Raw genomic sequence first — 26219 nt, forward strand, 5'->3', positions numbered from 1 at the left:
CAGTCAGTAGTACGGTCAGACGCACCCCGCGGTGCTGGAGGGCCCCAACGATGGGACTGTTCACAGAACTCAAAGATAGTATCTCTCGGGTTACGGACCGCCTGTTCTCCGAGCAGGAACCCAAACGAATCGGTATCTACGGTCCGCCTAACGCAGGAAAGACTACGCTTGCAAACCGCATCGCTCGTGACTGGACCGGCGACGCTATCGGCACGGAGAGCCACGTCCCCCACGAGACGCGACGCGCGCGAAGAAAAGAAAACGTCGAGATCGAACGAAACGGGAAGACGGTGACGATCGACATCGTCGACACGCCCGGCGTGACGACGAAAGTCGATTACGAGGAGTTCACCGACGAGATGGACGAGGACGACGCGATCCGCCGGTCTCGCGAAGCGACCGAAGGCGTCGCCGAGGCGATGCACTGGCTTCGCGAGGACGTCGACGGCGTCATCTACGTACTCGATAGCGCGGAAGATCCGATCACGCAGGTCAATACGATGTTGATCGGTATCATCGAATCCCGCGATCTCCCGGTGTTGATCTTCGCGAACAAGATCGATCTGGACGAATCGAGCGTGAAACGAATCGAGGACGCCTTCCCACAGCACAAGACGATCCCTCTCTCGGCGAAGGAAGGCGACAACATGGACGAAGTGTACGACTCGATCGCGGAATACTTCGGGTGATAACGATGCCGAAAGCAACTAACGCGGAGGACTCGGACGGTCCGGATGGCGTCCAGATCGACCTCATCAGTGGCGAACGCATGGAAGACATGGCCACGATGGAGAAGATCCGGATGATCCTCGACGGCGTCCACGACGGCAACATCGTCATCCTCGAGGAGGGATTGACGCCGGACGAGGAGAGCCGGCTCATCGAGGTGACGATGGCCGAAATCAGCCCGGACGAGTTCAACGGGATCGAGATCGAGACGTATCCGAAATCGGAAACGGGCGACTCCTCGCTGCTCGGTCGACTCATGGGCAACGAGGAGTCGACGGCGAAGCTGACGGTGATCGGCCCGGCAAACCAGATCGAAACGCTACACAAGGACGAAACGCTCATCAGTGCGCTCGTGTCCCGAGACTAATGCCACACGAATGTACGAACTGCGGTCGGACGTTCCCCGACGGCTCCAAGGAGATGCTGTCGGGGTGTCCCGACTGTGGCGGAAACAAGTTCCAGTTTGCCCCATCCGGTACCGGGACGACTGGATCGTCCGGGCCGTCCACGTCCGAGCAGTCCGGCGGGTCCGGAGCCACGGATCAGGCAGTCGAGTCGGGATCGGAACCCGATAGTATGACGACACGAGCCGCCGAAACCGTTCGTGACCTCATGTCCTCCGACTCGAGTTCTTCCGGGGACGCCGGGACGGAGAGTGATGCCCAGTCGTCGGGATCGAGCCCGCCGCCGAAATCCGACCCAGCGACCTCTTCGAACGAGACGGCCAGTAACTCGTCGGAAGCCGACGGATTCGCGGAGTGGCCCGATACGGCCCGCCGACCCGAGGACCGATCGTCGGCCACGGACGACTCGGACGAGAACGACGCCGGTGAATCCGCCCCTTCCGACGGAGCCGAGACGACCGAATCGTCGTGGACGGTCACGTCCGAGGAGTCGCCGAGTCAGGACGAGGGAACCGGTCTCTCGACGCTTGCGGACAGCGAGAACTCGGCGCAGGCCGACGCCCGAAGCGAAGTCGTTTCGTCGACCGACCTGCCGTCCGCCGCCGACGAGAGCAAGTCGTCGTTCGACGCCGGAGGAGCCGCCGATGCCGATGCTGGTATCGATGCGGGCGACGCGGAGACACCGCCGGCCGACGACGGCGAGACGCCACCGTCGGATCGCGGCCGCGTCGTCAGCGAACCGTCGGGCGAGAGCCCGTCGATCGAGGAACTCCGGGCGGAACTCAACGAGCAGTTCGAGAGCATCAAAATCGTCCGTCCCGGGCAGTACGAACTCAACCTGATGGAACTCTACAACCGGGAGGAGTATATCATCTCGTTGCAGGAGGACGGCCGGTACGTCATCGACGTGCCCGACTCGTGGCGTGACGGCGAGGAGTGATCTCCCGGTCGCCGACGGCGACCCGTTTCCGAGCCCAGCCGCGACGAGACAGATGGTTTTAAGCGATGCGCGTGATAGCGTCCGGGTATGAGCACTGCAACCAAGATCGTTCTCGCGACGGTCGCGGTCTCGGCGCTGTTGTCGATCCTGATCGTCTTCCAGCAGGTTTTCGCCGCCTGATGTTCGAGGCTCGCGACCTCTCGGACCCGCTCGACGACGTTCGGGACGAGCACGCGCCGGAGTCACTTGTCTTCGACTGCGAACGGGACTTCGAGACGCTGCCACCCGCGCTCGCCGAGGACCTCGGGTTGGTAGTTGAGACGCTCGAGCCGGCGAGCTATCCCGGCGCGTGGCTTCCCGACGACGCGCCGCGGCTGCTGGCCCGGTATGCGAGTTCGGACCTCACGATCGGGATGCCGGGCGACGGCAGCGTCGTCTGGACCCGACAGACCGACCCGCCGGTCGTGCTGGTCAAACCGCGGGTCGAGGGATCACCCGAGTCGTTCCTCGAGTTCCTGCTCGCGGAGGCGTTCGTCGAACTCGGCCTCGATGTCCCCGAACACTTTATCGGCTTTTTCGAGGACGAGTACCTCGAACTCGATCGAGCGATCGATCTCGATCCCAACAGCACCTATCAGATCGCCGCGGCGCTGTACGACGGCTGGATCGGGCTGCAAACGCGGACGATCTTCGCCGAGTGGCACGACGAGCGACCCGAACTCGCGGCGGCCTGGCAGGACGCCGGCGGTCGGCTCGAGGACCGCGTTGCCGGGCTTCCCCGGGCCGTCGCCCGCGGCGATACCGACTTCGCCGATGCGACGGAACTCGCCTGTGCGGCGATCAAACACGCGATCGAACTTCCAGCGCCGTTCGCAGCGCTCGATACCGACGCCTACCGGGATCACGGACCCGAGTTCGCGGTCAGGTGGGCCGAGAAGACGTTCGACGCGCTCGAGGAGTAGATGCTCGATACGCTCGAAAAAGAGCCGTTCGACGCGTCCGAAAACGAGCTGACGGCCGGCTCCGCTATTCCGTTTTTTCCGCTGCTTCGGTCGGTTCGACGCGCTCGAGGACGAGACGCTCCTCGAACCCTCCCCGGTCCGACCGTTTCCTGTGACGGCGATCCTCGAGTTCGGACAGGGACGTTCCTCGTGCGTCGAGGATCGCGTGAACGACCTCGAGCACATCGGCCAGTTCTTCGAACTGCCGGGACTCCTCGAACTCTTCGGCCTCTTCCGTAAGCTTCGCTGCGAGTCTGTCGGCGTACTCGTCGTCGTCGGCGACGTGAGTTACCGGCCGCTCGCCGGCTGACTCGATGCGTTCCGGGATTCGATCACGAACGAGCTTGTCGTATTCGGTGACGCGGTCGTCGGATTCGGACGGCATACGGTGAGTGGATGGCTAAACGAACGGTGTTTAGAATTCGGTTTCGACGGTTCCGTTTTCGTTCAGGTCGATCACGCCGTCGAAGCGTTCGCGGAAGTCGTCGACGAGCGACCCGTCGTGGGGTTCCTCGGAGAGATGAAAGAGACCGACGGCGTCGTGTTCTTCGAGGAGTTCGAGAATCCGTTCGACGGCCTCGAGTGCCGCGTCGTCGCCGGCGTAGTAGGCGAGTTCGGTCACGGAGTCGAAACTGAGCCGGAGCTTGCCGTCGTTGTCCGCCAGAAAGCCGTCGATATGGTCGACGATGCCGTCGACGTCGTCGGGTGCGGCGACGTAGTGGACGGTATCGCTCGAGCGTCGGGAGTAGCCCCGTTCGATGCTCAGCGTATCGAGGATCTCGGCGCGCTCCTCGTCGACGTCGTAGTGTTCGAGTTTCTGTTTGACTTCACGAGCGGTCGTTCGGGTCGAGACGACGAGGAAATTGTCGGTGTCGGTCTTGAGAAAGTCGGTGTCGATGCGGTCGGTTTCCCCCGTGCTCGGATGAAGCAGGAGAATCCCCGTCCCACCGGGGACCGTCTCCGGCGTGTCGTCGATCTCGAGCCTGTAGTCCATATTGCCGTGAACAACTTCCGGCACTGACTTAATAGTGCGGATGTCGGTGAGTTCACGCCGGTCCGGGCGGCTCGGCTCACCGTCCGTCCCCTTCCTACGTCCCACTTCGGTTCCAGTCACCCACCCGGGATCGCGGGAACGAACCCCTCCGGTTCCAGTGGAACCGATACCGATCGATCCCGTCGCTCCGGAGGTGTCCGTTCGTCCGGAAGAGGCGACGAAAAAGGGAACAGCGGATGCTGTTCGCTCGGTCCGAATCCGATGCCCACGGATTTTCGGCCAACCTAAACCTCTTCGCTACAGTATTTTTAGGCCACCCTAAAGAATCTGTCGGTCGAGCCGATCTCGGGTCCCCGATCGGAACCGCGCCGTTTCGGTGAACCGACCCATCGCCTCGAGTCGAACGCGTTTTGCGGCCGGGGGTCGATTCCTCGTGTATGAGCGTACGCGAGGAGTTCGACGAGTGGGCTACGAGCGGTCGCGACAAAGGCATGGAAGAGCGCCACTGGCATACCGCCAAACACGCGCTTGCACGGCTCCCGGTCGAACCCGGCGACACCGTCCTCGATCTGGGCTGTGGCAGCGGGTATGCCGGCCGTGCACTCCGGGAGACGAAGGACGCGGGTCGCGTCTACGGCCTCGACGGCTCGCCCGAGATGGCTCGCAACGCCGCATCGTATACGGACGACGAACGGGTCGGGTACGTCGTCGGGGACTTCGGATCGCTCCCGTTTGCGACCGACTCGATCGATCACGTGTGGTCGATGGAAGCGTTCTACTACGCCGCCGATCCACACGAAACGCTCGAGGAGATCGCCCGCGTGCTCCGGCCGGGCGGGACCTTCTACTGTGCCGTCAACTACTACGAGGAGAACGTCCACTCCCACGAGTGGCAGGAGTTCATCGACATCGAGATGACCCGCTGGGATCGCAAGCAGTACCGCGAGGCCTTCCGCGACGCCGGACTGGCCGTCGCCGAACAGGACAACATCCCCGACCGCGAGATTACGATCCCCGCCGAAGCCGAGTTCCCCACCGAGGACTGGGAGACCCGCGAGGCGATGGTCGAACGCTACCGCGAGTACGGGACGTTGCTGACCGTCGGCGTCGCCCCCTGAGTTCGACTCGAACCATCGTTTTTCCTGAGCCACCACACCTCCGTTTCGGTTCGAATTATCCCGTTTCTAGAACCCCGTTGTTTCGACTCGAACCCGCTCCCCGTAGGGTGGTTTTCGCCGCGAGTCTCGAGCGGAAACGACCCTGATCGGTAGACGACTTTACCCCATCCGTTCGCCCGCCGGAATCGCTACCTCGAGCCAGTTTTCTTCGGGCGGGAGCGGACAGTCGAAGGTGTCGCTGAACGCACAGAAGGGGTTGTATGCGAGATTGAAATCGAGAACGATCTCGTCGCCGTCCTCGAGATCCCGCTCCGGCGCGAGTTCCATGTACCGGCCGCCCTCGTAGGTTTGCTGGCCGGTCGTTTTGTCCCGGAAGGGAATGAACAACCCCTCCTCGTTCGGACGTTCGAGTCGGTAGGCCCCGAGTTCGTAGGTGCCGTTCTCGAGGTCCTCGTCGCCGCGATCGAGATCGAACTCGAGCGTCACGACGCGTAAATAGCGCATTTCCCGGCCGGCGGTCGTGTCCATCAGGACGACCGCCGGGTCGTCGTGGACCGTCGCCGTCGCGGTCACGCGGTAGTCGGGATCCGGTTCGAAGTAGTCCAGTCCGTCGAAGTCGTCCCGCTCTCCGGGCGGAATCGGCGACTGTTGATGGGTGGCGAAGAACTCGTCCTTTTCGGCGCGTTTGGCCTCGAGTTCCTCGCGCCAGCGGTCGACGTCGATGGCGTCGGCATCGCTCATACCGGACCAAGCGCCGCGGGACGGGAATGGGTTGCGTTTCGCTCTCGTCGGCTAGTCTTCGATCGTAAGCACGCCGTTTCGCGCGATGACGTCGCTGGCCTCGGGCGGGAGTTCGAACTCGAACTGCTCGCCGTCGGCGACGATGATCGCGGTCGAACCGACGACGTCCATTTCGATGTCCGCGGCGGAGTTCCCGAAGTCGACCGCGATGACGCTGCCGTCGTCGTACTCGAACGTGCGGACGACGGCGTCGTTTCGGCCGACCTTCTTCAACGAGTGGGGGACCTTCATATGCGCGGATAGGGGTCGAGTCAGGTAAAGGAGCACGCCGGCAGCATCCGGTCGGAGAACGATAGAGACGACGGACCACACCCGCGAAGCGCCCGTATGGGACGATTCGGCGTCTCGGTCCACCGTCCGGCGCGGTTCGTGCCCGGATATGCAAGCGGACCGCCGCCTCGACCGCGGGTTTTTGTCCCATGGCGCGGCTAACGGAGTCCGTCAACGCTATGGACGACCGTCCCCGAGTAGACGAGGAATGACCGACTGGCGCTCGATCTTCGGCCACGAGCACCCCTACGACGAGCAGGTCGACGGCATCGAGACCGCCATCGACACCGCTCGAGAGGGCGGCTACACCGTCATCGAGGGTGCCTGTGGCACCGGGAAGACGATGATCGCGCTCACCGCGGGGATCGACCTCGTACGCGATCCGGACACCGACTACGAGCGCGTGTTCGTCCTCACGAGCGTCAAACAGCAACTGCGCCAGTTCGAGGCGGACCTCGAGACGATCAACGAGAACCTGCCCGCCGACTCCCGTCCCGTCTCCGGACTCACGCTCGTCGGAAAGGCCGACGTCTGCCCGTACAACCGCGAAGGCGCGGGGGGGATCGACGACGGGAATGTCTACGACCGGTGTGACACGCTTCGGGACCGCACCCGCGACCTCACGGGCGAGGGAGGCGAGACGACCGCCGAGAACCTCGCTGCTCGCGCCCGCAGCCAGCAGATCGGGCTGGCCGACAGCGGCAGCCGGAACGACGGTCGCTTTCTCGAGACGGCGGGTGAGCCGACGCCGTACCCGCCGGCGCTTCCCGAGTACGGCGACGGCGGCCCGGTCGGTGCCGAAACCGAGTACTGTCCGTTCTACGCGCAGTACCTCGATGACCTGCCCGAGGAGGGAAGCGACGGCGACGCCGCCGAGGCGGTTCCATACGACTTCACCGACGCGGGGATGATCACGCCCGCGGATCTCGTCGCGCGCTCGGCGGCACACGGAACCTGCCCTCACTCGGTGATGGGGGCCGTGCTGGGTCACGTCGAGGTCGTCATCGGAAACTACTACCACGCGTTCGATCCCCGGACCACCGGCTCGTTTACCGGAGCCGTGCTGGACGAGTCGACGTTCGTCGTCTGCGACGAGGCTCACATGCTCGAGCCTCGCGTGCGTGATCTGGTCAGCGACGGCGTGGCGGACGCGACGCTGCGGGACGCCGAGACCGAACTCTCGCGGGTCATCCAGCCGATCAAGTTCGAGCGCGAGGGTCGCAACGCACAGGGCGGCTCCAAGACCGCCGACGCCGACCTCGTGCGCGCGGAACTCGACGATAGCGACGTCACGTACGACGAACTCAACCGTACCCTCGAGTTCATCGGCGATCTGCGGAGCGAACTCGACCGCCGAATCACGGCGCATCTCGACCGGAAACACAGGGGGTGGCAGTCGAACCTGCCCGACCTCGAGGACGACGAGATTCCGCTGCGCGACCCGGGCGAACCGGGCGAGGACGAACTCACCGAGTGGGCTCGCGAAGCGGGATACGGCGACGCCGACTGGGTCCGTGCCGAGTCAGTCGGTGCGGTCGTCGCGCGGATCCTCAACGAGGCCGAGGACGAGGACCGCACTCGCGCAGCGCCCGCGGTCGGCCGCGTTCTCGGCGAGTGGTATCGGCGGGGCCACACGGACTACTTCCGGGAGATCGAACTCGAGCGAACCTGGAACGACACCGAACCCGGGGACTCCTGGCGACGGGCCTACACCGCACGTCTTGCCCTGCACAACTGCGTGCCGAGCGATGCCATCGGCGAGCGTCTCGGCACTTTCGGCGGCGGCATCCTGATGAGCGCCACGCTCGAGCCGATGGACGCCTTCACCGAAGTCACGGGCTTGCAGTACCTCGAACGCGAGCACGACAGACCGGTCGTCAAGCGGCGCTACGGTCTGCACTTCCCCGAGGAACACCGCGAGAGCTTCGCGGTCGCCGCGCCGAAGTTCACCTACGACAACCGCGGCCGGCCGGGCGAGGAGAACCCGACGAGAACCCACTACACCGACGCCATCACGAAGGTCGCCCGTCTGCCGGGCAACGTCCTCGTCGGGATGCCCAGTTACAGCGAGGCCGAATGGCTCGCGGGCGTCCTCGAGGACCGGGTTTCGAAACCGGTTTTGCTCGATGCCTCCAGCGACGACGAGGCGACGGAGTCGCTCAAAAGCGAGTTCTTCGCCGGCGACGGGAAGGTGCTCGTGACGAGTCTCCGCGGGACCTTGACCGAAGGGGTCGACTACAGCGGCGACCGGCTTTCGGCCGCCGTGGTCTGTGGGGTCCCGATCGTCAACACCTCGAGTCCGCGCACGACGGCGGTTCGTCGGGCCTACGACGACGAGTTCGGGGACGGCTTTACCTACGCGCTGACGATCCCCGCCGTCCGAAAGGCTCGGCAGGCGATCGGTCGCGTCATCCGTTCGCCCGAGGACGTCGGCGTTCGCGTCCTCCTCGACGAACGGTACGCCCGCGATAGCTGGGACTCCGTGCGACCGTACCTGCCCGACGACGGCGAGTTCCAGCCCGTCAGCCCCGACATGCTCGAGGTCGGTCTCGAACGGTTCCGGTCGACGCTCGAGTCGGCGTCGAACTGAGCGTCGGTTCCGCTTTGCGAGTTAGACGGCGTCGGGTGCCCGTCGGTCCCGAATCCGCCGTTTGATGTCGCTGCTCGAGAACAGCGCTTTCCCTGCCGGGTCGAGCGGGCTCGCCCGTTCGACCCGGCAGTCGATCTCCCAATCGGCGAGCATGGCCTCGACCTCGCGTTCGTCGTGGTGCTGGTCGTGTCCCAACACGAGCACGTCGGGGTCGATCTCGCGGATCGGGACCGAGAAATCCTCGGGGTGGCCGACGCGAGCGTGGTCGACGGCCTCGAGCGCGGCGACGGTGTCGCGGCGCTGGTCGTCCGGAAGGACCGGCGGGGATTTGTGGGTGATCGACGCCGCCCGAGCGACGATGACGTACAGTTCATCGCCCATCGTGGCGGCTTCCTCGAGATAGTGAACGTGACCCGGGTGGAGCAGATCGAAGGTCCCCTGAGCGACGACGCGGGTCCGCGAATGTGACTCGGCTCTCGACCGCGACGTTCGCTCGTCGGCCGTCATCGAGACCCCCTCACGGTAACCGTCCGCGCCCCCGACGTTTCGGCGTACAGCGAGTACAGCAGGACCGCGAACCCGACCGCGGTGAAGGAACTCCGGATCGCGATGCCGAGGACGACATCCCCGCCGAGCAGGTGTGCACCCCCACCCAGCACCGCGCCGGCGACGATACACCCGAAGCCAAGCGCTACCGCACGCAAGGCCGCCGATCCCGTTCGCCGAAAGGCCCGGTAGGAAAGCGCCGCGACGGCCCCGCCGGTAACGAGCGTCGCCGCGTTCGCGGCCGCGATGAAAAGCGTGTATTCGGTCATTGGTTCGCGTCCCTCGGCGCTCGTCCGCCGGTCGACTCGCTCGAGCGCCCGGCTCCTGTCGGTACGTCCGCGGTTTAGCCACTTCAGTGCAGTCGGTCTTCCCACTCGAGAGGAACACGCCGGAAGATGTTCGGGCGAGGTCGTCCCGCGGCGATCGTACTTGGCCGTCGCTCCTCGCCGACGATCACGCGCGTTCGCGCGCCACGGCGACGCCGCGGTGTCGCCGCTCGTCGATCGGATCGATCGAGAAGCCCAGTCGTTCGTAGAAGGGACGAACCCCGTCGTCGAACCGCGCCGTGAGCCGCCCTTCCCGCTCGAGGGCGCGTTCGATCAGTGCGCGGCCGATTCCCCGATCCCGATGGCGGCGGCGAACACCGATAGCCGAGACGTGAGCGCCGGGTTCCTCGTGGGGCTCGAGGACGAGTGCACCGAGATTTCGCTCCGGTGGGGCGGATTCGACGATCGGTGCGGTATCGCTCGCCGTGCTCGTGCCGCTCGGGCTGTCGGTTGCATCCGTTCCGGCTCGCCGATCGCCGGCGACGAACACGTCCCCCTCGGCGATTCGTTGTTCGACGTTACCCGGCTCGAGCATGGCGGCATCGAGGATTCGCCGGACGTCGAGGGCGTCGTCCGCGGAAGCGGTGTGAACGTATACGGCCATTGTCGTCAGGAGGGAGTGTAGTCGAGTGCTGGTCTGCCGTGTTGCGATTCGTCGGCGCTCACGGACCAGCTACGGGTCGGATCGTAAAAACGGTCGGGCTTTCAACGGTGTTCCCGGTGAACTCCGTCGGGACCGATCGTTTTCTCGCCGGAATCGGTGTATTCGCCGGCCCGGCCTCACGTATATAGGGTCGTTCGGTGGACCACGCAAGGTCGAATTGCGTGGGTGAACAAGAAAGTCGACAGCGGTGTTGGAATAGTACACCAAAAGTCCGCGCCGCACTCGTCACGGCCGGCGGGGCGATCGTCGCAAGCGGAAATCTACGAGGTTGGTGCCTGGTTCTGCTTGCGTTTGTCCCGGGTCGTGACGAGTCGGCCAACGACTAATGCTGGCTGGTCTCAGTCGTTGCTCTCCGATCGTTTCGATCCCGTCCCGCGGGACGGCCACTCTACGACGTGATCTGTGACCGATCCTCGGCCAACAACCGTCCATGCTCGAGCCTTCGAATCGACTCGCGAAATCACAGCCGAATTCTGGTCGGTCAACGATCGAATTACCACATCGAGGTCTTGGTGACGCTCGAGGGCAGCGCCGTCGACGTCGCGACGACTCGGCTCGGGCACTGTGCTTGCGGCGAGCTTGCGGAAGGGACAATTGTTGTTGTGTACAAACCAGTGTGCTCGCTCGGGAGGGCAGTTCTCCCCGTCCGACCGGCAGCGACGGCGATTGACGGGCACCGGTTCGGCGGTTCCCGGCCGTTGATCCTACGGGCTTTAGGTGGTGGCGCTACTCAGTTCCCCGAACGGGAAGGGACGCTTTCACCAGCAATGACACACAACGCTATCGAGTTCGACGACATCGAAACCGCTCGCGAGCGACTCGACGACGAGTCGGTCGTCAAACACACCCCGGTCGAACGGAGCACGTCACTGGACGAACTGACCGGCGGCGAGGTCCACCTCAAGATGGAACACCTGCAGTGGACGGGTTCGTTCAAGACCCGCGGTGCGTACAACAAGATCTCCAAGTGTGTCGCCGAGGACGACGTCGAACGGGTCGTCGCCGCAAGCGCCGGCAACCACGCCCAGGGGGTCGCCCTCGCCGCGACGAAACTGGGCGTTGATTCGACGATCGTCATGCCCCGGACCGCCCCGCAGGCCAAGGTCGATGCGACGAGAAACTACGGCGCGGACGTGGAACTCGTCGGGACCGACTTCCGGGAAGCGATGGCGCACGCTCGAGAGCTGGCCGACGACGAGACGGAGTTCGTCCACGCCTACGACGACCCGGCGATCGTCGCCGGACAGGGGACGCTCGGCCTCGAGATGTACGAGGATCTCCCCGAGGTGGACACGATCGTCGTCCCGATCGGCGGCGGCGGTCTCATTTCGGGTATCGCGACTGCCTTCGCCGAGCTGTCGCCGGAGACGCGGGTCGTCGGCGTTCAGGCGGCGGGCGCTGCGACGGTTCCCGACAGCCTTGACAAGGGGCTGCCGGTCTCGCTCGAGTCGGTCGATACGATCGCCGACGGGATCGCGACCGGCGGCATCTCCGAGTTGACGCTCTCGCTCATCGAGGACCACGTCGACGAGGTCGTAACGGTCACCGACGGCGAGATCGCCCGGGCGATCCTGTTGTTGCTCGAGCGGGCAAAGCAGGTCGTCGAGGGCGCGGGGGCGGCGTCGGTCGCCGCGATCATCAGCGAGGAACTGGACGTCTCGGACGAGACCGTGATGCCGCTTTTGTGTGGGGGGAACCTCGATATGACGATGCTCCAGACGGTGCTCGTCCACGCCTTAAGCGATCGGGAACAGCTGCTCCGACTGCGCGTGCGCATCGACGACCGGTCGGGGAAAATGGAGGAGATCTCCGGACTCATCGCCAAACACAACGCCAACATCCAGAACGTCCGGCACGATCGATCGGCCCCCGAACTCGACGTTGGCGAGGCGTATCTCCGCTTTCAGGTCGAGACCAGCGGGGCGGGACAGGCGCGAGCGATCATCCGTTCGATCCGCGATCACGGCTACGAGGTCAAACACGTCAACGCCTGACTAGCCGCCTTTGATCAACCGCAACACGGTCACGTGCTCGCTTTCGACGGGCTGGTCCTCGGGGACGGGACGCCCGTCGACGAGGACACTCACCTCGTGAGGACTGAGATCGACCTCCCGGAGCACGTCGGCGTAGGTCGGTCGCGGCTCGCCCCCGCTCGTGCTCAACTGCTCGAGATCGAGTTCGTGGGTGGCCTCGCCTTTGACGTCGACGGTGACGCGCATACCACCAGTTACGAAGGGGGCGACTTGAGCGCGTCGCTCGCGGGGACGTCGAGCACGCCGCGTTGCGCCGTCAGTCGGTCGTCGGCTCGTCCGGTCCGATTCCGCCGCGAGATTCCCGGTCGCGCCGCCGGGTCGCCCGCCGGTGACCGTACAGTCCACGGGCGAGCGCGCCGAGTCCGAGCAGGAAGATCACGAAGTTGACGAGGCCGCCGGCGTACGGGACCTGCGCCAGCGCCGCGCCCCCGACCAGCCCGATCACCAGCGCGAACCACCGGCTCTCGAGGCCGACGAGCGACAGGAGCCACGCCGCGACCGCGTACCGTCCGTAGACGATCCCGACCCAGATCAGCAGGGCGAATCCGAACCATCCGACGAGCGAGAACGGGATCCCGACGACCGTGATCGCGATCGCGGTCAGCAGGATCGGGACGCCGACGAGCACCCCCAGCCCGACCAGTCCGGAACGGCCCGGGGCGTTCGCGACGCCGTCCGCAACGCGGTCCGAAAACCGCGGGAACAGGGCCAACAGGATCGCCCCGAGCACCAGGTTCAACGCGAGGACGTACAGTGCGAACAGCCACGAGGCGATCGGCTGGAGCGTCGGCGCGATGTCGACCCCGACCGACGAGTCCTGTTGAATCTCGCCCGCGACGGCGTCGGTGTTGCCCTCGAGCGCCCCGTTGTATCGGAGGTCGCCCTCGATGGCGGCGTCGTCGCCGAGTCGGATCGTCTCGGCACTGATCACCGCGTCGCGTTCGACCGTCCCGTCGACCGTGACGCTGCCGGCACCGGCTTCGAGGGTGCCGCCGACGGTGCCGTCGTCGGTGATCTCGAGACCTCCCGTCGCGGCCTCGACGTTACCGTCGACGGTTCCGGCTATCGTGACGCTGCCGGCGGCCGCCTGGAGATCGCCGCCGACCTCGCCTTCGATCCGGACGTCGCCCGCGACGGCCTCGACGTCGCCGGTGACGGTTCCCTCGACGATGACCGTCCCCGCGAACGTCTGGAGTTCGTCGACGGTTTCGTCTTCTTCGACGATGACCGTCCCACCGGACCGGGAGTCCGACTGGGCGACGACCGGCATCGTCATCGACCCGACGACGACGGCGAGCAGAACGACGAGCAGCCACGGTCGTACGCTGGGTTTCGATACCATACGCCGCGCTCCCACGAGTAGCGACAAAAAGTGTTCTCGTACTATCACTATTCGGTACCGTCATCGGCGCGAACCGGTCACGATCGGCACGCTCGTCGTCGTAAACGGTCTTTCGACATCCTGTCCGGCGAGCGACGCGTCCGCTCGACGGCGGCCTTCGGTCGTTTTATCTTCGCCCCCACCCTTGCACCGGTATGAGCGAGGCCGACGCCGAGGCGGCGGAGCCGACTCCCGGCAGGACCGAAGTCTGGATCGAGAAGTATCGGCCGGAACGGCTCGACGAGATCAAGGGCCACGAGAACATCGTCCCGCGCCTCAAGCGTTACGTCGAGCAGGACGATCTCCCTCACCTCATGTTCGCGGGGCCGGCTGGAACCGGCAAAACGACCGCTGCGCAAGCTATCGCCCGCGAAATATACGACGACGACTGGCGCGAGAACTTCCTCGAACTCAACGCTTCCGACCAGCGCGGGATCGACGTGGTCCGCGATCGGATCAAGGACTTCGCCCGCTCTTCGTTCGGCGGCTACGACCACCGTATCATCTTCCTCGACGAGGCCGACGCCCTCACGTCGGACGCCCAGTCGGCGCTGCGCCGGACGATGGAGCAGTTCTCGAGCAACACCCGCTTTATCCTCTCGTGTAACTACTCGAGTCAGATCATCGATCCCATCCAGTCACGGTGTGCGGTCTTTCGCTTTACCGAACTGACCGAGGACGCCATCGAGGCCCAGATCCGCGACATCGCGGACACCGAGGGTATCGAGGTCACCGACGACGGCGTCGACGCGCTGGTCTACGCGGCTGACGGCGACATGCGCAAGGCGATCAACGCCCTGCAGGCGGCGGCCGTCATGGGCGAAACCGTCGACGAGGAGACGGTCTTTGCGATCACCGCTACTGCCCGTCCCGAGGAGGTCGAGGCGATGGTCGAACACGCCCTCGACGGCGATTTCACTGCCGCCCGCGCCGCGCTCGAGGACCTGCTGACCGATCGGGGGCTCGCCGGCGGCGACGTCATCGATCAACTCCACCGCTCGGCGTGGGAGTTCGACGTTCCCGAGCAGGCGACGGTACGGCTGCTCGAGCGCCTCGGCGAGGTCGACTACCGGATCACGGAGGGAGCGAACGAACGGCTACAACTCGAGGCGATGCTCGCGTCGCTGGCGCTCGAGGACTCGTCGCTCGACGCCTGACACGCCGCGCTCGGCGCTCGTCTCGCGGCGTCGGACGTTCGATACGTCGCCGTTTACTCCGAATCGATCGCGTCGACGCCCCGAAACGCGAACGCAGTGCCGTCCTCGTCCTTGGCGACGCCGACGTCCCAGCCGTGGGCGTCGGCGATCCGCTCGACGAGTTCGAACTGGAGCCCGCTGCCGTCGGCGGCGGTCAGCCGCCCGGGGGCTGGGGTTCCGTGCCGACCGTCGTCCTCATCCGTGGCGGGTCTGTCGCCGGCGACGTAGAACCCGTCGTCGGTTGCACCGACGGTGACGGTCACCGGCGGCGCGTCGGCCCCGACATCGTCCGCTTCCGTCGCGTCGGCGTCTCCGGCGGCGACAGCCGCCTGTACCGTTGCCCCTTCGCTCTCGAGGACCGTCTGTAACACGTATTCGAACAGCTCTCGCAACCGCGTTCTGTCCGCCTCGAGAACGAGGTCGTTTTCGGTGACGAGTTTGGCGTCGCCCGTTTCGAGGGCGATCCAGGCGCGTCTCGCGGCGTCGCGGATAGCGATCGGCTCGACTTCGTCGAGCACGTCGTCACCGCGTGCGAGCCCCTGAAGGTCCTTGAGACGGTCGAGCAACTGCTCGTGGGCGTTCTCGATCACTTCGAAGTGCTCCCGGTCGCCGGTCTTCTCGGCGAGTTCGAGGTAGCCCCGCGCGACGTTCAGCGGGGTTCGGACCTCGTCGTCGACCAGCTCCACGATCGTCTCGAGGCGGTCGGTCGCGGTCGCGAGTTCGCGGTCGCGGCGTTTGGAGTCGGTCACGTCGCTGTAGATCAACAGCCCTTCGGGGTTAGTGGGGGTATCGTGTTCGGCGTCCCCGTCAGCGGCTCCCGTCGTCTCACACGGTACGAGCGTCAACACGAAGTCACGGACGCCGTCGCCGGTCTGGCGGCGAGTTTCGAACTGTCGCCGCTTGCCGGACCGGAGCGCGTCGGTCAGGGTCGCGGCCCGGTCCTCGAGTCCGGGCGGGACGGTGTACTCGTCGACCGCTTCCCCGACGGCCGTTTCGCAGTCGTCGCCGAAGACGGCCTCGAACCGGTCGTTGACGTCCCGGATGATCGGCTCGCCGTCCTCGATCTCGTACCGAATCGCAGGTTCCGGTACGTTGGCGAACAGATCGAGGAGGCGGTCGCGTTCGGCCCGTACGCGTTCGCGTTCGGTCTCCAGCCGATCGCGCTCGGCCGCGAGCTGCTCCCGTTCGCGTTGCAGGCGCTCGATGTCGTTGGTGAGCCCCGTTTCGCCGCGGTTTCGATCGAGTACGGCGGCGACGGTCTCGCAGAGGCCCGCGAGGAACTCGACGTCCGCCTCGTCGAACGCGTCCGGCGTGTCGGCGGCGATCTGCAGGACGCCGATGTCGCCGACGGGAACGCTACACAGGGCACGAGCGTCCTCGATCGGTCGTTCGATCGCGTCGCGATCGTCGAGGGCCGCGATATTCAGGGGCTCTCCCGTCCGGAACGCCTCGCCGAGCGGTCCCTCGAGCGGCACTGCGCTGATTTCTCCCTCGTCGATCTCCGGCGCGGTCGTCCGCGGGACCAGATCGCCGAAGTTGACCGTCGAAACCCAGCAGTGCTCGCGTCCGAGGGCGTCTGTCGCGGCCTCGACGAGCAGCGCAAAGAGGCGTTCGCGATCCCGACAGTCGGCGATGCTGGCCGTCGTCTCCGCGAGGGCGGCGAGCGTTCGGGACTCCGCCGTCCCGTCCGATCCCGGGGGTTCTTCCCCGTGACACACCCAGGCGATCTCGTCGACGAGATGCGAGACGGCGTCGTCGGTATCCTGTCTGACGTAGCCGTCGATCCCGTCGGTCGACTTCGCGGCCGTCGCCGCGTACGACGATTCGGTATAGAGAACGAGCGGCGTCGACCCGCAGGCTTCGACCACCTCGAGAAGGTGTGCCCCCGCCGGGGTCGTCGGCGTTTCGGCGAAGACGACGCAGTCGACGTCGGACGCCCAGTTCCGGACGCGCTCGACCGACGTCGTCGGATGGACCGATCGGTCGGGACCCGCCGACGCGCGCTCGAGTGCCGCTGCTCCGTTTTGGGCCGCGGTTTCGTTTGCGGCCACGTAGAGGATCGCTCGCGGTCCGTGACGCGGTGACGAGTGTTCCATCGGTAGCTTCGAACCCCTATTGGTCGTCTATATGTAGTGTCCGGAAGACCACGATAAAGATTCTGCTGGACGTATCGATCGCTGAGCCGTTCCTGTCGAATCCCGGGTATTGAGGCGATGACAGTTGTGTTCGGCCATTCGCGGCTCACCCGTCGGTTCGTGGCGACGATCCGGCAGGCTGTCGCTCGGTTCGTTCGGCGACGGTCGTTGCCCAGAGATACCAGTAGACGGCGAGGATTCCGATCGCGACGGGCCAGCAAAGGCCCGCGGGGGCGTACCACTCGCGGATGTATTCGGGGGCGGCGACGACGAACCGGGCGACGCCGACGGCGGCGACGACCGTCGTCGCGGTGACGAACAACAGGGCGTTCTCGTCGACGGGTTGCACTCTCCAGGGCCGGATCGAGCCCCGGCGACGGACGTCGGTCGCGAGCAATGCGAGCGCGCCCGCTGACGCGCCGACGGTCAGCGCGATCGCCGTATCGAGGTCGAACACGTATCGCCCGGCGGCGACGTCGCCGAGAACTACCGGAAGCAGCGCCAGCGCAACCGACATCGCCGGACCGCCGTTCCAGAGCGCATACCCCAGCGGAACGAACACCATCGTCGCCGTCGCGAGCGCGATAAGCAACGCGCTGAGCGAGTCGAACCGCGGCGTCAGCGGGTCGAGTTGCGTCGCGTCGATCGTGATCGCCGTCCCCGCGTAACTGGCGGTAAACAGTGCGATCAACGCGGCCACGTACGCGATCGTGATCGCCGTCCGCCGCCGTTTGACGCCGACGAGCGGTCCCTCGAGGACGGTTCCTGGATCGTCACGCCACGATCGGGACTGCCGTTCGTCGGAACTCATCGTGGCTCCGTGATGACCGTCGCGAGGCCGTCGTGGTCCGGCTCCTTCTCGTTTTGCAGGTCGATCACACCCGGGGAGACGCTCCAGCCGGCGGCCGCATAGAGCCGCTCGATCGCCCGGCGGCCCCGCTCGTAGGAGGCGATCCCGTGTTTCGGCCTGACGCTCGTGTCCTCGTGTGCCTGCATCGAGACGAGCCCCTCGAACGACCAGCACCTGACGTGATAGCGGCCGTTGGCACCGTAGTAGGTCTCGGCCGCCGTCGCCTGCTGGCGAACGTACTCCTCGGCCTCCCGATCCCACGCGTATCGCGTGTACTCCTCGATGTCGCGCAGCCAGCCCGCGTCCTCGAGGACGGCCATCACCCGCTCGAGTCCGTCCTCGGTAACGAAGACGACGTTGATCGGTGCCGTTGCGGCGACGCCGTCGATGCCGTCGGCCTTCGGGTCGACTCGGTAGTGATAGCGCGCGATCGGGGCCTCCCCTTCGTCGGTGATGGCCCCGTCGGTCCACGGGGCAACGGCGGCGGGGGCTTTTGCGCCCTCGACCGTCCCCTCGCCCATCGCGGCGTCGGGCGGCGACGGTAACGCGGCGATCCCGGCGACGGTTCCGAATCCGGTGAGTCCGCCCTTTCGGAGCAGTGTCCGTCTCGTCGGCATCGTCACGTGACCGTTCTTCGTCGTATCCAGACCGCCGGTACACCCTGTTCTCCGACTCGTTTTCGTTCGAACCCCACCATTACCCAACGCATCCGACCGCGGTGAGTTATTATTTACTAACTTCACCGGGCGGAACGAGTCTGGCAGTCACTCGCCCGTTCCGTGCAACTGCCGTTCGGACGGCGACCGCCGATTCTCCGGCCATGAACGTTGCGGAACTGTTTTAGGCGCTGGCTGGCCAACACATGTACAATGAGCGAACTGGCGGACGAGTACCGCCTCGAGTACTTCGAGGAGGAAGGATTCGTGCGAAAGGAGTGTCCCGAATGTGGGGCCCACTTCTGGACGCGCGACGAGGACCGGGTGACCTGTGGCGAGCCGCCGTGTGAGGAGTACGACTTCATCGACAACCCCGGTTTCGACGAGGAGTACAGCCTGGAGGAGATGCGCGAGGCGTTTCTCTCCTATTTCGAGGATCACGGTCACGAGCGGATCGATCCCTACCCCGTCGCCGCCAATCGCTGGCGAGACGACGTCTTGCTGACTCAGGCGTCGATCTACGACTTCCAGCCGCTTGTCACAAGCGGCGAGACGCCGCCGCCGGCAAACCCGCTGACTGTCTCCCAGCCCTGCATCCGGATGCAGGACATCGACAACGTCGGCAAGACCGGACGACACACGATGGCCTTCGAGATGATGGCCCACCACGCGTTCAACGCCCGCGAAGACGCCGACGCGGAGTACGCCTACGAGGGCGAGGTCTACTGGAAGGACCGGACCGTCGAACTCTGCGACGGACTCCTCGAGTCGATGGGGGCCGACATCGCCGAGATCACGTACATCGAGGATCCGTGGGTCGGCGGCGGCAACGCCGGTCCCGCAATCGAGGTCATCTATCGCGGGCTCGAACTCGCCACCCTCGTTTTCATGTGTATGGAGCAAGACCCCGACGGCGAGTACGAGCTCAAGGACGGCAACCGCTACTCGTACATGGACACCTACGTCGTCGACACGGGGTACGGGCTCGAGCGGTGGACCTGGATGAGCCAGGGGACGCCGACGGTCTATGAGGCGATCTACCCCGACATGATCGACTTCCTGAAGGACAACGCTGGCCTCTCCTACACCGACGAGGAAAGCGAGATCGTCGGCCGTGCGGCCCGCCTGTCGGGGAACCTCGACATCGACGACGTCGACGACGTCGAGGCCGCCCGCGGCGACATCGCCGATCGGATCGGCGTCTCGACGGAGCGACTGCGGGAACTGGTCGAACCGCTCGAGGACATCTACGCGATCGCCGACCACTGCCGGACGCTGGCGTACATGCTCGGCGACGGCATCGTCCCCTCGAACGTCGGGACCGGCTATCTCGCCCGGATGGTCCTTCGGCGGACGAAGCGGCTCTGTGACAACGCCGGGGTCGACGCGCCGCTGGACGAACTCGTCGACATGCAGGCCGACCGTCTCGACTACGAGAACCGCGATACGATCCGCGATATCGTCCGTACGGAGGTCGAGAAGTACCGCGAGACCCTAGAGCGGGGCGGCCGCCGGGTCGAATCGCTGGCCGAGGAGTACGCCGAGAAGGGCGAGCCGATCCCGACCGACGAACTGATCGAACTCTACGACTCCCACGGGATCCAGCCCGATATGGTCGCGGACATCGCCGACGACGCCGGGGCCGAGGTCGACGTTCCGGACGACTTCTACAGTCTCGTCGCACAGCGTCACGACACGCCCGAGGCGCTCGGTGACGCGACCGAACAGGAGGAAGACGACCGGTTCGACGAGCTGCCGGAGACGGAGAAGCTCTACTACGACGACCAGCAACGGACCCAGTTCGAGGCCGTCGTGCTGGACGTCTTCGAGCGCGAGGACGGCTACGATGTCGTCCTCGATCAGACGATGTTCTATCCCGAGGGCGGCGGCCAGCCCGCCGACACGGGGACGCTCTCGACCGACGACGCGACCGTCGAGGTCGAGGACGTCCAGATCGAGGACGGCGTTATTCTCCACCGGACCGACGAAAACCCGGGCAAAGGCGAGTTCGTCAACGGACAGGTCGACGGCTCCCGACGACGCCAACTCATGCGCCACCACACGGCGACCCACATCGTCATCCACTCGGCCCGGCAGGTGCTCGGCGAGCACGTCCGTCAGGCCGGTGCCCAGAAGGGCGTCGACTCCTCGCGGATCGACCTGCGACACTACGACCGCATCGACCGCGAGGACGTCAAAGCGATCGAGTCGCTCGCCAACGAGATCGTGATGGAAAACACCGCGGTCACCCAGGAGTGGCCCGACCGCCACGAGGCCGAATCCGAACACGGGTTCGACCTCTACCAGGGCGGGATCCCGCCGGGCGAACAGATCCGGCTGATCCACGTCGACGAGGACGTTCAGGCCTGCGGTGGCACCCACGTCGCCCGAACCGGCGACATCGGCGCGATCAAGATCCTCTCGACCGAGCGCGTCCAAGACGGCGTCGAACGCGTCACCTTCGCCGCCGGTGAGGCCGCACTCGAGGCCACCCAACGGAAAGAGGACGCACTCTACGAGGCCGCCGAGGTGCTCGATGTCGTACCCGAGGAGGTCCCCGAAACCGCCGAACGGTTCTTCGAGGAGTGGAAGGCGCGAGGCAAGGAGATCGAGGACCTCAAAGAACAACTCGCCACAGCACGGGCTGGCGGCGGTGGCGACGCCGACGAGGTCGAAGTCGGCGAGACGACGGCGGTCGTCGACCGGCTCGACGCCGACATGGACGAGCTGCGGGCGACCGCAAACGCCATCTCCGAGGAGGGCAAGATCGCCGTACTCGGCAGCGGCCAAAGCGGTGCCCAGTTCGTCGTCTCGGTCCCGGACGGCGTCGGCGTCAACGCGGGCGAAGTCGTCGGCGAACTCGCCGCGAAGGTCGGCGGCGGCGGCGGCGGTCCGCCGGACTTCGCGCAGGGGGGCGGCCCCAACGTCGAGGCGCTGGACGACGCGCTCGAGGACGCGCCGGACGTGTTGCGGCAGGTGCTGAACGCCTGATCGATCGACGTCCGTTCTTTCGAATTCCGATTTCACGGACCCGGGTATACGGCTGTTCGGAGGGACGCCGATTACGCGCCCTCCGAAAGCGTGAGAAAGCCGAACGCGGAGACGCCGAGCATGAAGGCAGCGATACCGGCGATGAGGAGTGTGTTGGCGTAGCCGACGATCGAGGCGACAGCAACGAACACTGGCGGGCCGACAGTCGTTCCGAACTGAAGAACGCTCGTTCGGATACTCATAATTCCGCCACGGAACGCATCGGGCGCGAGCGTGTTCAGTGCTGTATCAGTAATCGGTTCCGCAAACCCCTGCCCAATACCGAACAGGAACAGTGCGCCGGCAAGGACGACGATCGAGTGGGTGAGTGCAGCGAGTGTCATGCCGATACCGTAGGTCACAAAACCGAGCGTGATGAGCCGCTGGGGCGAGAGATGGCGAATGAGACGGGATGACTGTGAGGATGTCATTCCCATCGTCACTGCCGGGAGTCCGAGCAACAGCCCGATCGTTCCGGACGAGAGCCCGTAGGATTCGTCGAGAACGAACGGGATGATCGTGAGCTGTGCGCCATAGAGAATAAGAAAAATGCCGAAAACAGCTGCATACAGTCCGACGGCCCTCCTCAGCGGGACCGCTTGTACCGCGTTAGCGACGTAGGAGAGTCCGGAGGAGGTTTCGCTACTCTCGGGTTCAGTAAGGACCGCAGAGCCGGCAATAGCGACGACGATACCGAGCCCGAAGCAGACGAACGGGGCGGCCCACGAGAGCAGTGCAAGGCTACCGCCCAGTAAGGGGTAGCCAGCCGCGCCGATGGCGAGGATTGCCGCGTTCAGTCCAATGAGGCGGCTTCGTTGGGCTCCCGAAAACAGGTCCCCGAGCAACGTCACGGTGAGGCTCATAATGGCACTGCCGGCGATTCCCTGGACGACGCGGAGACCGAGAATTGTCGTGAACCCGTCGACAAACACGACTGCAATGCCACTGACGCCGAACAAGCACAGCGAAGGGACGAGGACGCGCTTGCGACCAACGCGGTCGGCGATGAGTCCGACGAACGGTGTGAGAACGACGCCAGGCAAGGTAAACGCCGAGATGAGCAGACTCGCTTGACTCGCTGAAATGTCCCATGCCGTCTGAATCGTCGGCAGTGCTGGGCTGATGAGGGAGACGCCCATGACGCTTACGAGCGTACTCGCAAAGATGATGAGGACCGTCCGTGATTGCTGCGTGTCCGTAAGCGGAATAGATAGATGTAATCTCATAGATACTGACGCTTGATACTTGTCCGCGAAAAATGCATCGAACAGTGGGTTCCATAGTGGCCCTCACGCTTACACGTTCGCCTTCACAGTCGGGAAGCCATTCCCACGGACTCGTCTCCCGATGGCGTCCTCTTCCCCCGAGTGGCGGAATCCGATCGATCTCGATATCGGTTAGATCGCTGAGTGTACAGGGTATCCGGTCGCCCGTGAGTCGCTTCCCTCGAGCCAACCCGTTGGTGACACTCCCAGTGACGCGGGTCGTCGATCGGAACCGAAACCGTCGCCTTGCTCCGCCCGGACAGTCTTTATATGCCGACCGCATCGAACGGTAGCACCTCGCTGTACTACGACCGCGCCGGCGAGGGCGAACCCGTCGTCTTCGTCCCCGAGGCCGGCCTCGGCGGCTGGCTGTGGGGCTGGCAACACGCCGCGCTGGCCGGGCCTTACGAGGTGGTCGTCTGGGATCTCCGGGGGACCGGCCGCTCCGACGCCCCGCCCGGCCCCTACGCCCTCGAGACGCTCGTCGACGACCTCGAGACGGTCCTCGCCGAGTGTGGAATCCGCAACGCGCATCTCGGCGGCTGCGGGCTCGGCGGCGCGATCGCGCTCGAGGCCGCCCGAACCTCGAGCCGGGTCGAGACGCTGACGCTGTTCGGAACCGCCCCCCGAGGGGCGGCGTTCGACCTCGAGCCGCTGTTTGCGCCGCCGGACGATCGGGCCGCGATCCGGGAGTCGCTCGAGGCGGGGCTCTCGGTCGACTTCCTCGAGTCCCAGCCCGACGTTCGGGACGGGATCGTCGACTGGCGGGCCGACGGCGACGCCGATCGTGCCGGCTGGGAGGCCCAGATCGCGGCGCTCGAGGAGTTCGACGCGACCGACCGGCTGGTCGAGGTGACCCAACCCGCTCGAGTCGTCCACGGAACCGACGACGAACTCGTCCCGGTCGAGGCGGGCCGGGACCTCGCACGGGGGCTCCCTCGCGGCGAGTTCGTCGGACTCGAGGGGGCGGGACACCTCGCGTTCGTCGAGCGATCGCGCGAGGTGAACGACCGACTGCTCGCCGCGCTCGAAGCCGAGGACGACTGAGCCGCTCTCGAAACGACACTTGTCGGTTCGTGCTTGCGAATGACTCCCCGGTGTACTACGTGACCCGGTGTCGGAGGGGGACACGTGACCCTCTCGCTTGCCCGCCGTGCCGAGCGCTTCCCCGATCGGCCGGCGGTCGTCGACGTCTCGGAGGAACGGCTGTACGCACCCGCCGAGACGGTCCACGAGGATCGGGTCTCGTACGCGGAACTGTCGCGACTGGCCGCGGAGACGGCGGCCCGACTCTCGACGCTCGAGGTCGACGCCGGCGACACCGTCTGTCTCGTCACCAGAAACCGGGTCGCGTCGCTCGCGCTTCTGTTCGCCTGTCGCCGTCTCGGGGCGACGCTTGCGCCGATCTCGCACCTGTTGACGCCGGTGACCGTCGAGCGCCCGTTCGACGCCCTCGAGCCCGAATTCGTCGTTGCGGAGGCCGCCCAGCGCGATCTCGTGCGATCGATCCCGTTCGATCGATCGGTGACGCTCGAGGAACTGGCGGCCGTCGATCCGAACGACGACCCCGTGACCGACGCCGACGATGTGGCGGTCGGTGCTGGCTCCGACTCCGCAACCGGCGGCGCGGAACGGCCGCTGGTGTGTCTCCACGGCGAGGGCGGTCGGCCGGTCGTCGGCTACACTGCGCGCGCCCTCGAGTGGAACTGCATCACGAGTCTCGTCGCGTGGGGCCTCTCTGGGACCGACGTCGGGACGCTCACCGCGCCGCTGTCGACGGTCGGCGGCCTCGTTCGGACCGCGTTCCCGTTGCTGTACGCGGGCGGTCGCCTCCTGTTAGACCGTGCGTTCGACCCCGGCGACGCGCTGGCCGCCATCGAAAACGAGCGGGCGACGGTTCTCGTGGGCCGGCGATCGGCGCTTCGCGACCTCGCGGCCGAGTCGGGGTTCGACGACGCCGTCGACTCGCTCGAGCGGGTACTCGCGGACGCGTCGGTTCCGGACGACGTCATCGCGGCGTACCGTAAGCTGGACGTGCCCGTCGCACGGGTCTACGGCCGACTCGAGTGCCCGATCGCGCTTTGTGAACCCCTGAAGGCGTCGAGCGATGACGAGCGGACCGGCGAGGATACTCCGGTCGGGTACCCCGCTCCCGACTGTCGAGTGTGTCTCGTCGACGAGGCCGGCGACGTCCTCGAGGGTGCCGGAACGGGACGGCTCCAGCTTGCGGGGCCGGTTCTGGCCGACGGATACGTGGACGCGCCCGTCGAGACCGGCGACCGGGACGCTCCCGACGATCGAACGGACGGGCGGTCGGACGAGACCGGCGACCGCGGCGACTTCGTCAACGGCTGGTTCGACACCGGCCGTTCGGTTCGGCGGGACGTGACCGGCACCTACTACGTCGACTGACGGCCGGCCGTTCCGGCGAGGGCTCCGACGCGCAGCCTCGAGAACGAGCACCCGGCCTGCCGTCGCCGATCGCGGCAACGACGGCGCGTGGCAGAAAGGCTATCCGTACCGAGTATCGACTAGCGACCGATGAGTCAGCTCCGTATTGCCGTCCTGAACGCGGCCCATCGGGACGAGAACACGACGCGGAACTTCCGGCGCGAACTCGACGCCTCGCTCGCGGAGTTCGATGTCACCGACGGCGAGGTGCCGGCCGGCTTCGAGTTCGACGCAGCGGTCGTCACCGGCTCCCGGTCGTCGGTCTACTGGGACGAGGACTGGATCCGATCGACCGCGGCGTGGGTCGACGACGCGATCGAGCGCGGCCTGCCCGCCCTCGGGATCTGTTGGGGCCACCAGTTGCTGGCCGACGTTCTCGGCGGGACCGTCGAGGACATGGGGGCCTACGAGGTCGGCTACAGCGAGATCGAGCAGGTCGCGGATTCGCGGCTGTTCGACGGTATCTCAGGGGAGTTTACCGCCTTTACCAGCCACTCCGACGCGGTCTCCGAACTGCCCCCCGGCGCGACCCCGCTCGCCGAGAACCGCTACTCGAACCACGGCTTCCGAAAGGACCGGGTCTTCGGCGTTCAGTTCCACCCCGAGTACGATCCCGAAACCGCCCGCGAACTCGTCCACCGAAAGGACCTCTCGGACGACCGGCTCGAGTCGGTCCTCGCGGAGATCACCGCGGAGAACTACCGCGAGGCCTGCGAGGCCAAGCTCGTCTTCGAGAACTTCCTCGAGTTCGTTCGTGAGATCGCGGCCGACGGCTCCGGGGCCGCCCCGGACGCCGACGCGGATGCGACGTCGCGGGCCGGCCGCTCCGATTGATTCGC

General features: G+C 65.9%; 26 protein-coding genes. 13 read left to right on the plus strand and 13 right to left on the minus strand.

Translation table 11 applies throughout. The features are described 5' to 3' along the window. Nucleotides 1-50 precede the first annotated feature (50 nt). From TX80_RS15885 to TX80_RS15900, 5 genes are all read left to right on the plus strand, one after another. Nucleotides 51-689 (plus strand): Era-like GTP-binding protein, encoded by a 639-nt coding sequence (locus tag TX80_RS15885; protein ID WP_049924221.1) that lies wholly within the window; start codon nucleotides 51-53, stop codon nucleotides 687-689. Between the two features lie 5 nt (nucleotides 690-694). Continuing rightward, a complete protein-coding gene (locus TX80_RS15890) occupies nucleotides 695-1096 on the plus strand; it encodes a DUF2073 domain-containing protein (protein ID WP_049924222.1) in 402 nt (133 codons plus the stop codon). Beyond that, nucleotides 1096-2073 (plus strand): OapC/ArvC family zinc-ribbon domain-containing protein, encoded by a 978-nt coding sequence (locus TX80_RS15895; protein ID WP_049924223.1) that lies wholly within the window; start codon nucleotides 1096-1098, stop codon nucleotides 2071-2073. Before TX80_RS15890 ends, TX80_RS15895 begins: the two co-directional genes overlap by 1 nt. A gap of 87 nt (nucleotides 2074-2160) precedes the next feature. Continuing rightward, on the plus strand, nucleotides 2161-2253 hold the full coding sequence (locus tag TX80_RS20165) for a hypothetical protein (protein ID WP_449271537.1): 93 nt from the start codon (nucleotides 2161-2163) through the stop codon (nucleotides 2251-2253). After that, nucleotides 2253-3035: a DUF7089 family protein gene (locus tag TX80_RS15900; protein WP_049924224.1), complete on the plus strand. Its 783-nt coding sequence runs from the start codon at nucleotides 2253-2255 to the stop codon at nucleotides 3033-3035. The genes TX80_RS20165 and TX80_RS15900 overlap by 1 nt, the downstream gene beginning before the upstream one ends. A gap of 64 nt (nucleotides 3036-3099) precedes the next feature. Here TX80_RS15900 and TX80_RS15905 read toward each other — a convergent pair whose 3' ends face one another. Beyond that, the gene (locus TX80_RS15905) at nucleotides 3100-3459 is read right to left on the minus strand and encodes a nucleoside triphosphate pyrophosphohydrolase (RefSeq protein ID WP_049924225.1); all 360 of its coding nucleotides are present in this window, start codon (nucleotides 3457-3459) and stop codon (nucleotides 3100-3102) included. A gap of 30 nt (nucleotides 3460-3489) precedes the next feature. After that, nucleotides 3490-4068: a DUF7090 family protein gene (locus TX80_RS15910; protein WP_049924226.1), complete on the minus strand. Its 579-nt coding sequence runs from the start codon at nucleotides 4066-4068 to the stop codon at nucleotides 3490-3492. Between the two features lie 437 nt (nucleotides 4069-4505). On the opposite strand from TX80_RS15910, the gene TX80_RS15915 reads away from it, so the two are divergent. After that, nucleotides 4506-5186, plus strand: a complete 681-nt coding sequence (locus TX80_RS15915) for a class I SAM-dependent methyltransferase (protein WP_049924228.1) — start codon at nucleotides 4506-4508, stop codon at nucleotides 5184-5186. Nucleotides 5187-5345: 159 nt separating this feature from the next. On the opposite strand, the gene TX80_RS15920 is transcribed toward TX80_RS15915, so the two are convergent. Beyond that, nucleotides 5346-5927, minus strand: coding sequence for a DUF1684 domain-containing protein (locus TX80_RS15920; RefSeq protein ID WP_049924229.1), 582 nt, complete (start codon nucleotides 5925-5927; stop codon nucleotides 5346-5348). Between the two features lie 51 nt (nucleotides 5928-5978). After that, complete coding sequence (locus tag TX80_RS15925) at nucleotides 5979-6218, minus strand: DUF7127 family protein (RefSeq protein ID WP_049924230.1); 240 nt, start codon at nucleotides 6216-6218, stop codon at nucleotides 5979-5981. Nucleotides 6219-6465: 247 nt separating this feature from the next. On the opposite strand from TX80_RS15925, the gene TX80_RS15930 reads away from it, so the two are divergent. Continuing rightward, on the plus strand, nucleotides 6466-8847 hold the full coding sequence (locus TX80_RS15930; RefSeq protein ID WP_049924231.1) for an ATP-dependent DNA helicase: 2382 nt from the start codon (nucleotides 6466-6468) through the stop codon (nucleotides 8845-8847). Nucleotides 8848-8868: 21 nt separating this feature from the next. Here TX80_RS15930 and TX80_RS15935 read toward each other — a convergent pair whose 3' ends face one another. From TX80_RS15935 to TX80_RS15945, 3 genes are all read right to left on the minus strand, one after another. After that, entirely contained in the window at nucleotides 8869-9354 is a 486-nt protein-coding gene (locus TX80_RS15935; protein WP_049924232.1) for an adenylyltransferase/cytidyltransferase family protein, read from the minus strand. After that, nucleotides 9351-9662: a DUF7521 family protein gene (locus tag TX80_RS15940; protein ID WP_049924233.1), complete on the minus strand. Its 312-nt coding sequence runs from the start codon at nucleotides 9660-9662 to the stop codon at nucleotides 9351-9353. Before TX80_RS15940 ends, TX80_RS15935 begins: the two co-directional genes overlap by 4 nt. Nucleotides 9663-9846: 184 nt before the next feature. Next, on the minus strand, nucleotides 9847-10323 hold the full coding sequence (locus tag TX80_RS15945; protein WP_049924234.1) for a GNAT family N-acetyltransferase: 477 nt from the start codon (nucleotides 10321-10323) through the stop codon (nucleotides 9847-9849). 827 nt (nucleotides 10324-11150) lie between these two features. Between TX80_RS15945 and ilvA the strand changes: the two genes are divergently transcribed. After that, on the plus strand, nucleotides 11151-12377 hold the full coding sequence (ilvA, locus tag TX80_RS15950; protein ID WP_049924235.1) for a threonine ammonia-lyase: 1227 nt from the start codon (nucleotides 11151-11153) through the stop codon (nucleotides 12375-12377). Here ilvA and samp2 read toward each other — a convergent pair whose 3' ends face one another. Both samp2 and TX80_RS15960 read right to left on the minus strand, forming a co-directional pair. Beyond that, nucleotides 12378-12602 carry a ubiquitin-like small modifier protein SAMP2 gene (gene samp2 / locus TX80_RS15955; protein ID WP_049924236.1) on the minus strand — a complete coding sequence of 75 codons (225 nt, stop codon included), beginning with the start codon at nucleotides 12600-12602 and terminating at the stop codon, nucleotides 12378-12380. A 70-nt stretch (nucleotides 12603-12672) separates the two neighbouring features. Next, the gene (locus tag TX80_RS15960) at nucleotides 12673-13758 is read right to left on the minus strand and encodes a bactofilin family protein (RefSeq protein ID WP_049924237.1); all 1086 of its coding nucleotides are present in this window, start codon (nucleotides 13756-13758) and stop codon (nucleotides 12673-12675) included. 194 nt (nucleotides 13759-13952) lie between these two features. Between TX80_RS15960 and TX80_RS15965 the strand changes: the two genes are divergently transcribed. After that, nucleotides 13953-14954 (plus strand): replication factor C small subunit, encoded by a 1002-nt coding sequence (locus TX80_RS15965; protein ID WP_049924238.1) that lies wholly within the window; start codon nucleotides 13953-13955, stop codon nucleotides 14952-14954. Between the two features lie 53 nt (nucleotides 14955-15007). Here TX80_RS15965 and TX80_RS15970 read toward each other — a convergent pair whose 3' ends face one another. The 3 genes from TX80_RS15970 to TX80_RS15980 form a co-directional block, all read right to left on the minus strand. Beyond that, nucleotides 15008-17089, minus strand: coding sequence for a GAF domain-containing protein (locus TX80_RS15970; RefSeq protein ID WP_049924239.1), 2082 nt, complete (start codon nucleotides 17087-17089; stop codon nucleotides 15008-15010). A gap of 145 nt (nucleotides 17090-17234) precedes the next feature. Beyond that, entirely contained in the window at nucleotides 17235-17939 is a 705-nt protein-coding gene (locus tag TX80_RS15975) for a hypothetical protein (RefSeq protein WP_049924240.1), read from the minus strand. After that, nucleotides 17936-18595 carry a hypothetical protein gene (locus TX80_RS15980; RefSeq protein WP_049924241.1) on the minus strand — a complete coding sequence of 220 codons (660 nt, stop codon included), beginning with the start codon at nucleotides 18593-18595 and terminating at the stop codon, nucleotides 17936-17938. The genes TX80_RS15975 and TX80_RS15980 overlap by 4 nt, the downstream gene beginning before the upstream one ends. 252 nt (nucleotides 18596-18847) lie before the next feature. Between TX80_RS15980 and alaS the strand changes: the two genes are divergently transcribed. Then, nucleotides 18848-21625, plus strand: coding sequence for an alanine--tRNA ligase (gene alaS / locus TX80_RS15985; RefSeq protein WP_049924242.1), 2778 nt, complete (start codon nucleotides 18848-18850; stop codon nucleotides 21623-21625). A gap of 71 nt (nucleotides 21626-21696) precedes the next feature. Here alaS and TX80_RS15990 read toward each other — a convergent pair whose 3' ends face one another. Continuing rightward, nucleotides 21697-22890: an MFS transporter gene (locus TX80_RS15990; RefSeq protein WP_081661647.1), complete on the minus strand. Its 1194-nt coding sequence runs from the start codon at nucleotides 22888-22890 to the stop codon at nucleotides 21697-21699. 309 nt (nucleotides 22891-23199) lie between these two features. Between TX80_RS15990 and TX80_RS15995 the strand changes: the two genes are divergently transcribed. The 3 genes from TX80_RS15995 to TX80_RS16005 all read left to right on the plus strand — a co-directional run bounded on the left by TX80_RS15995 (nucleotide 23200) and on the right by TX80_RS16005 (nucleotide 26214). Further along, complete coding sequence (locus TX80_RS15995; RefSeq protein WP_049924245.1) at nucleotides 23200-23976, plus strand: alpha/beta fold hydrolase; 777 nt, start codon at nucleotides 23200-23202, stop codon at nucleotides 23974-23976. An 84-nt stretch (nucleotides 23977-24060) separates the two neighbouring features. Continuing rightward, nucleotides 24061-25341: a class I adenylate-forming enzyme family protein gene (locus TX80_RS16000; RefSeq protein WP_049924246.1), complete on the plus strand. Its 1281-nt coding sequence runs from the start codon at nucleotides 24061-24063 to the stop codon at nucleotides 25339-25341. Between the two features lie 129 nt (nucleotides 25342-25470). After that, the gene (locus TX80_RS16005; protein WP_049924247.1) at nucleotides 25471-26214 is read left to right on the plus strand and encodes a type 1 glutamine amidotransferase; all 744 of its coding nucleotides are present in this window, start codon (nucleotides 25471-25473) and stop codon (nucleotides 26212-26214) included. The last annotated feature ends 5 nt before the right edge of the window (nucleotides 26215-26219 follow it).

The organism is Halopiger djelfimassiliensis (genome assembly GCF_000455365.1).
Taxonomy (GTDB): domain Archaea; phylum Halobacteriota; class Halobacteria; order Halobacteriales; family Natrialbaceae; genus Halopiger_B; species Halopiger_B djelfimassiliensis.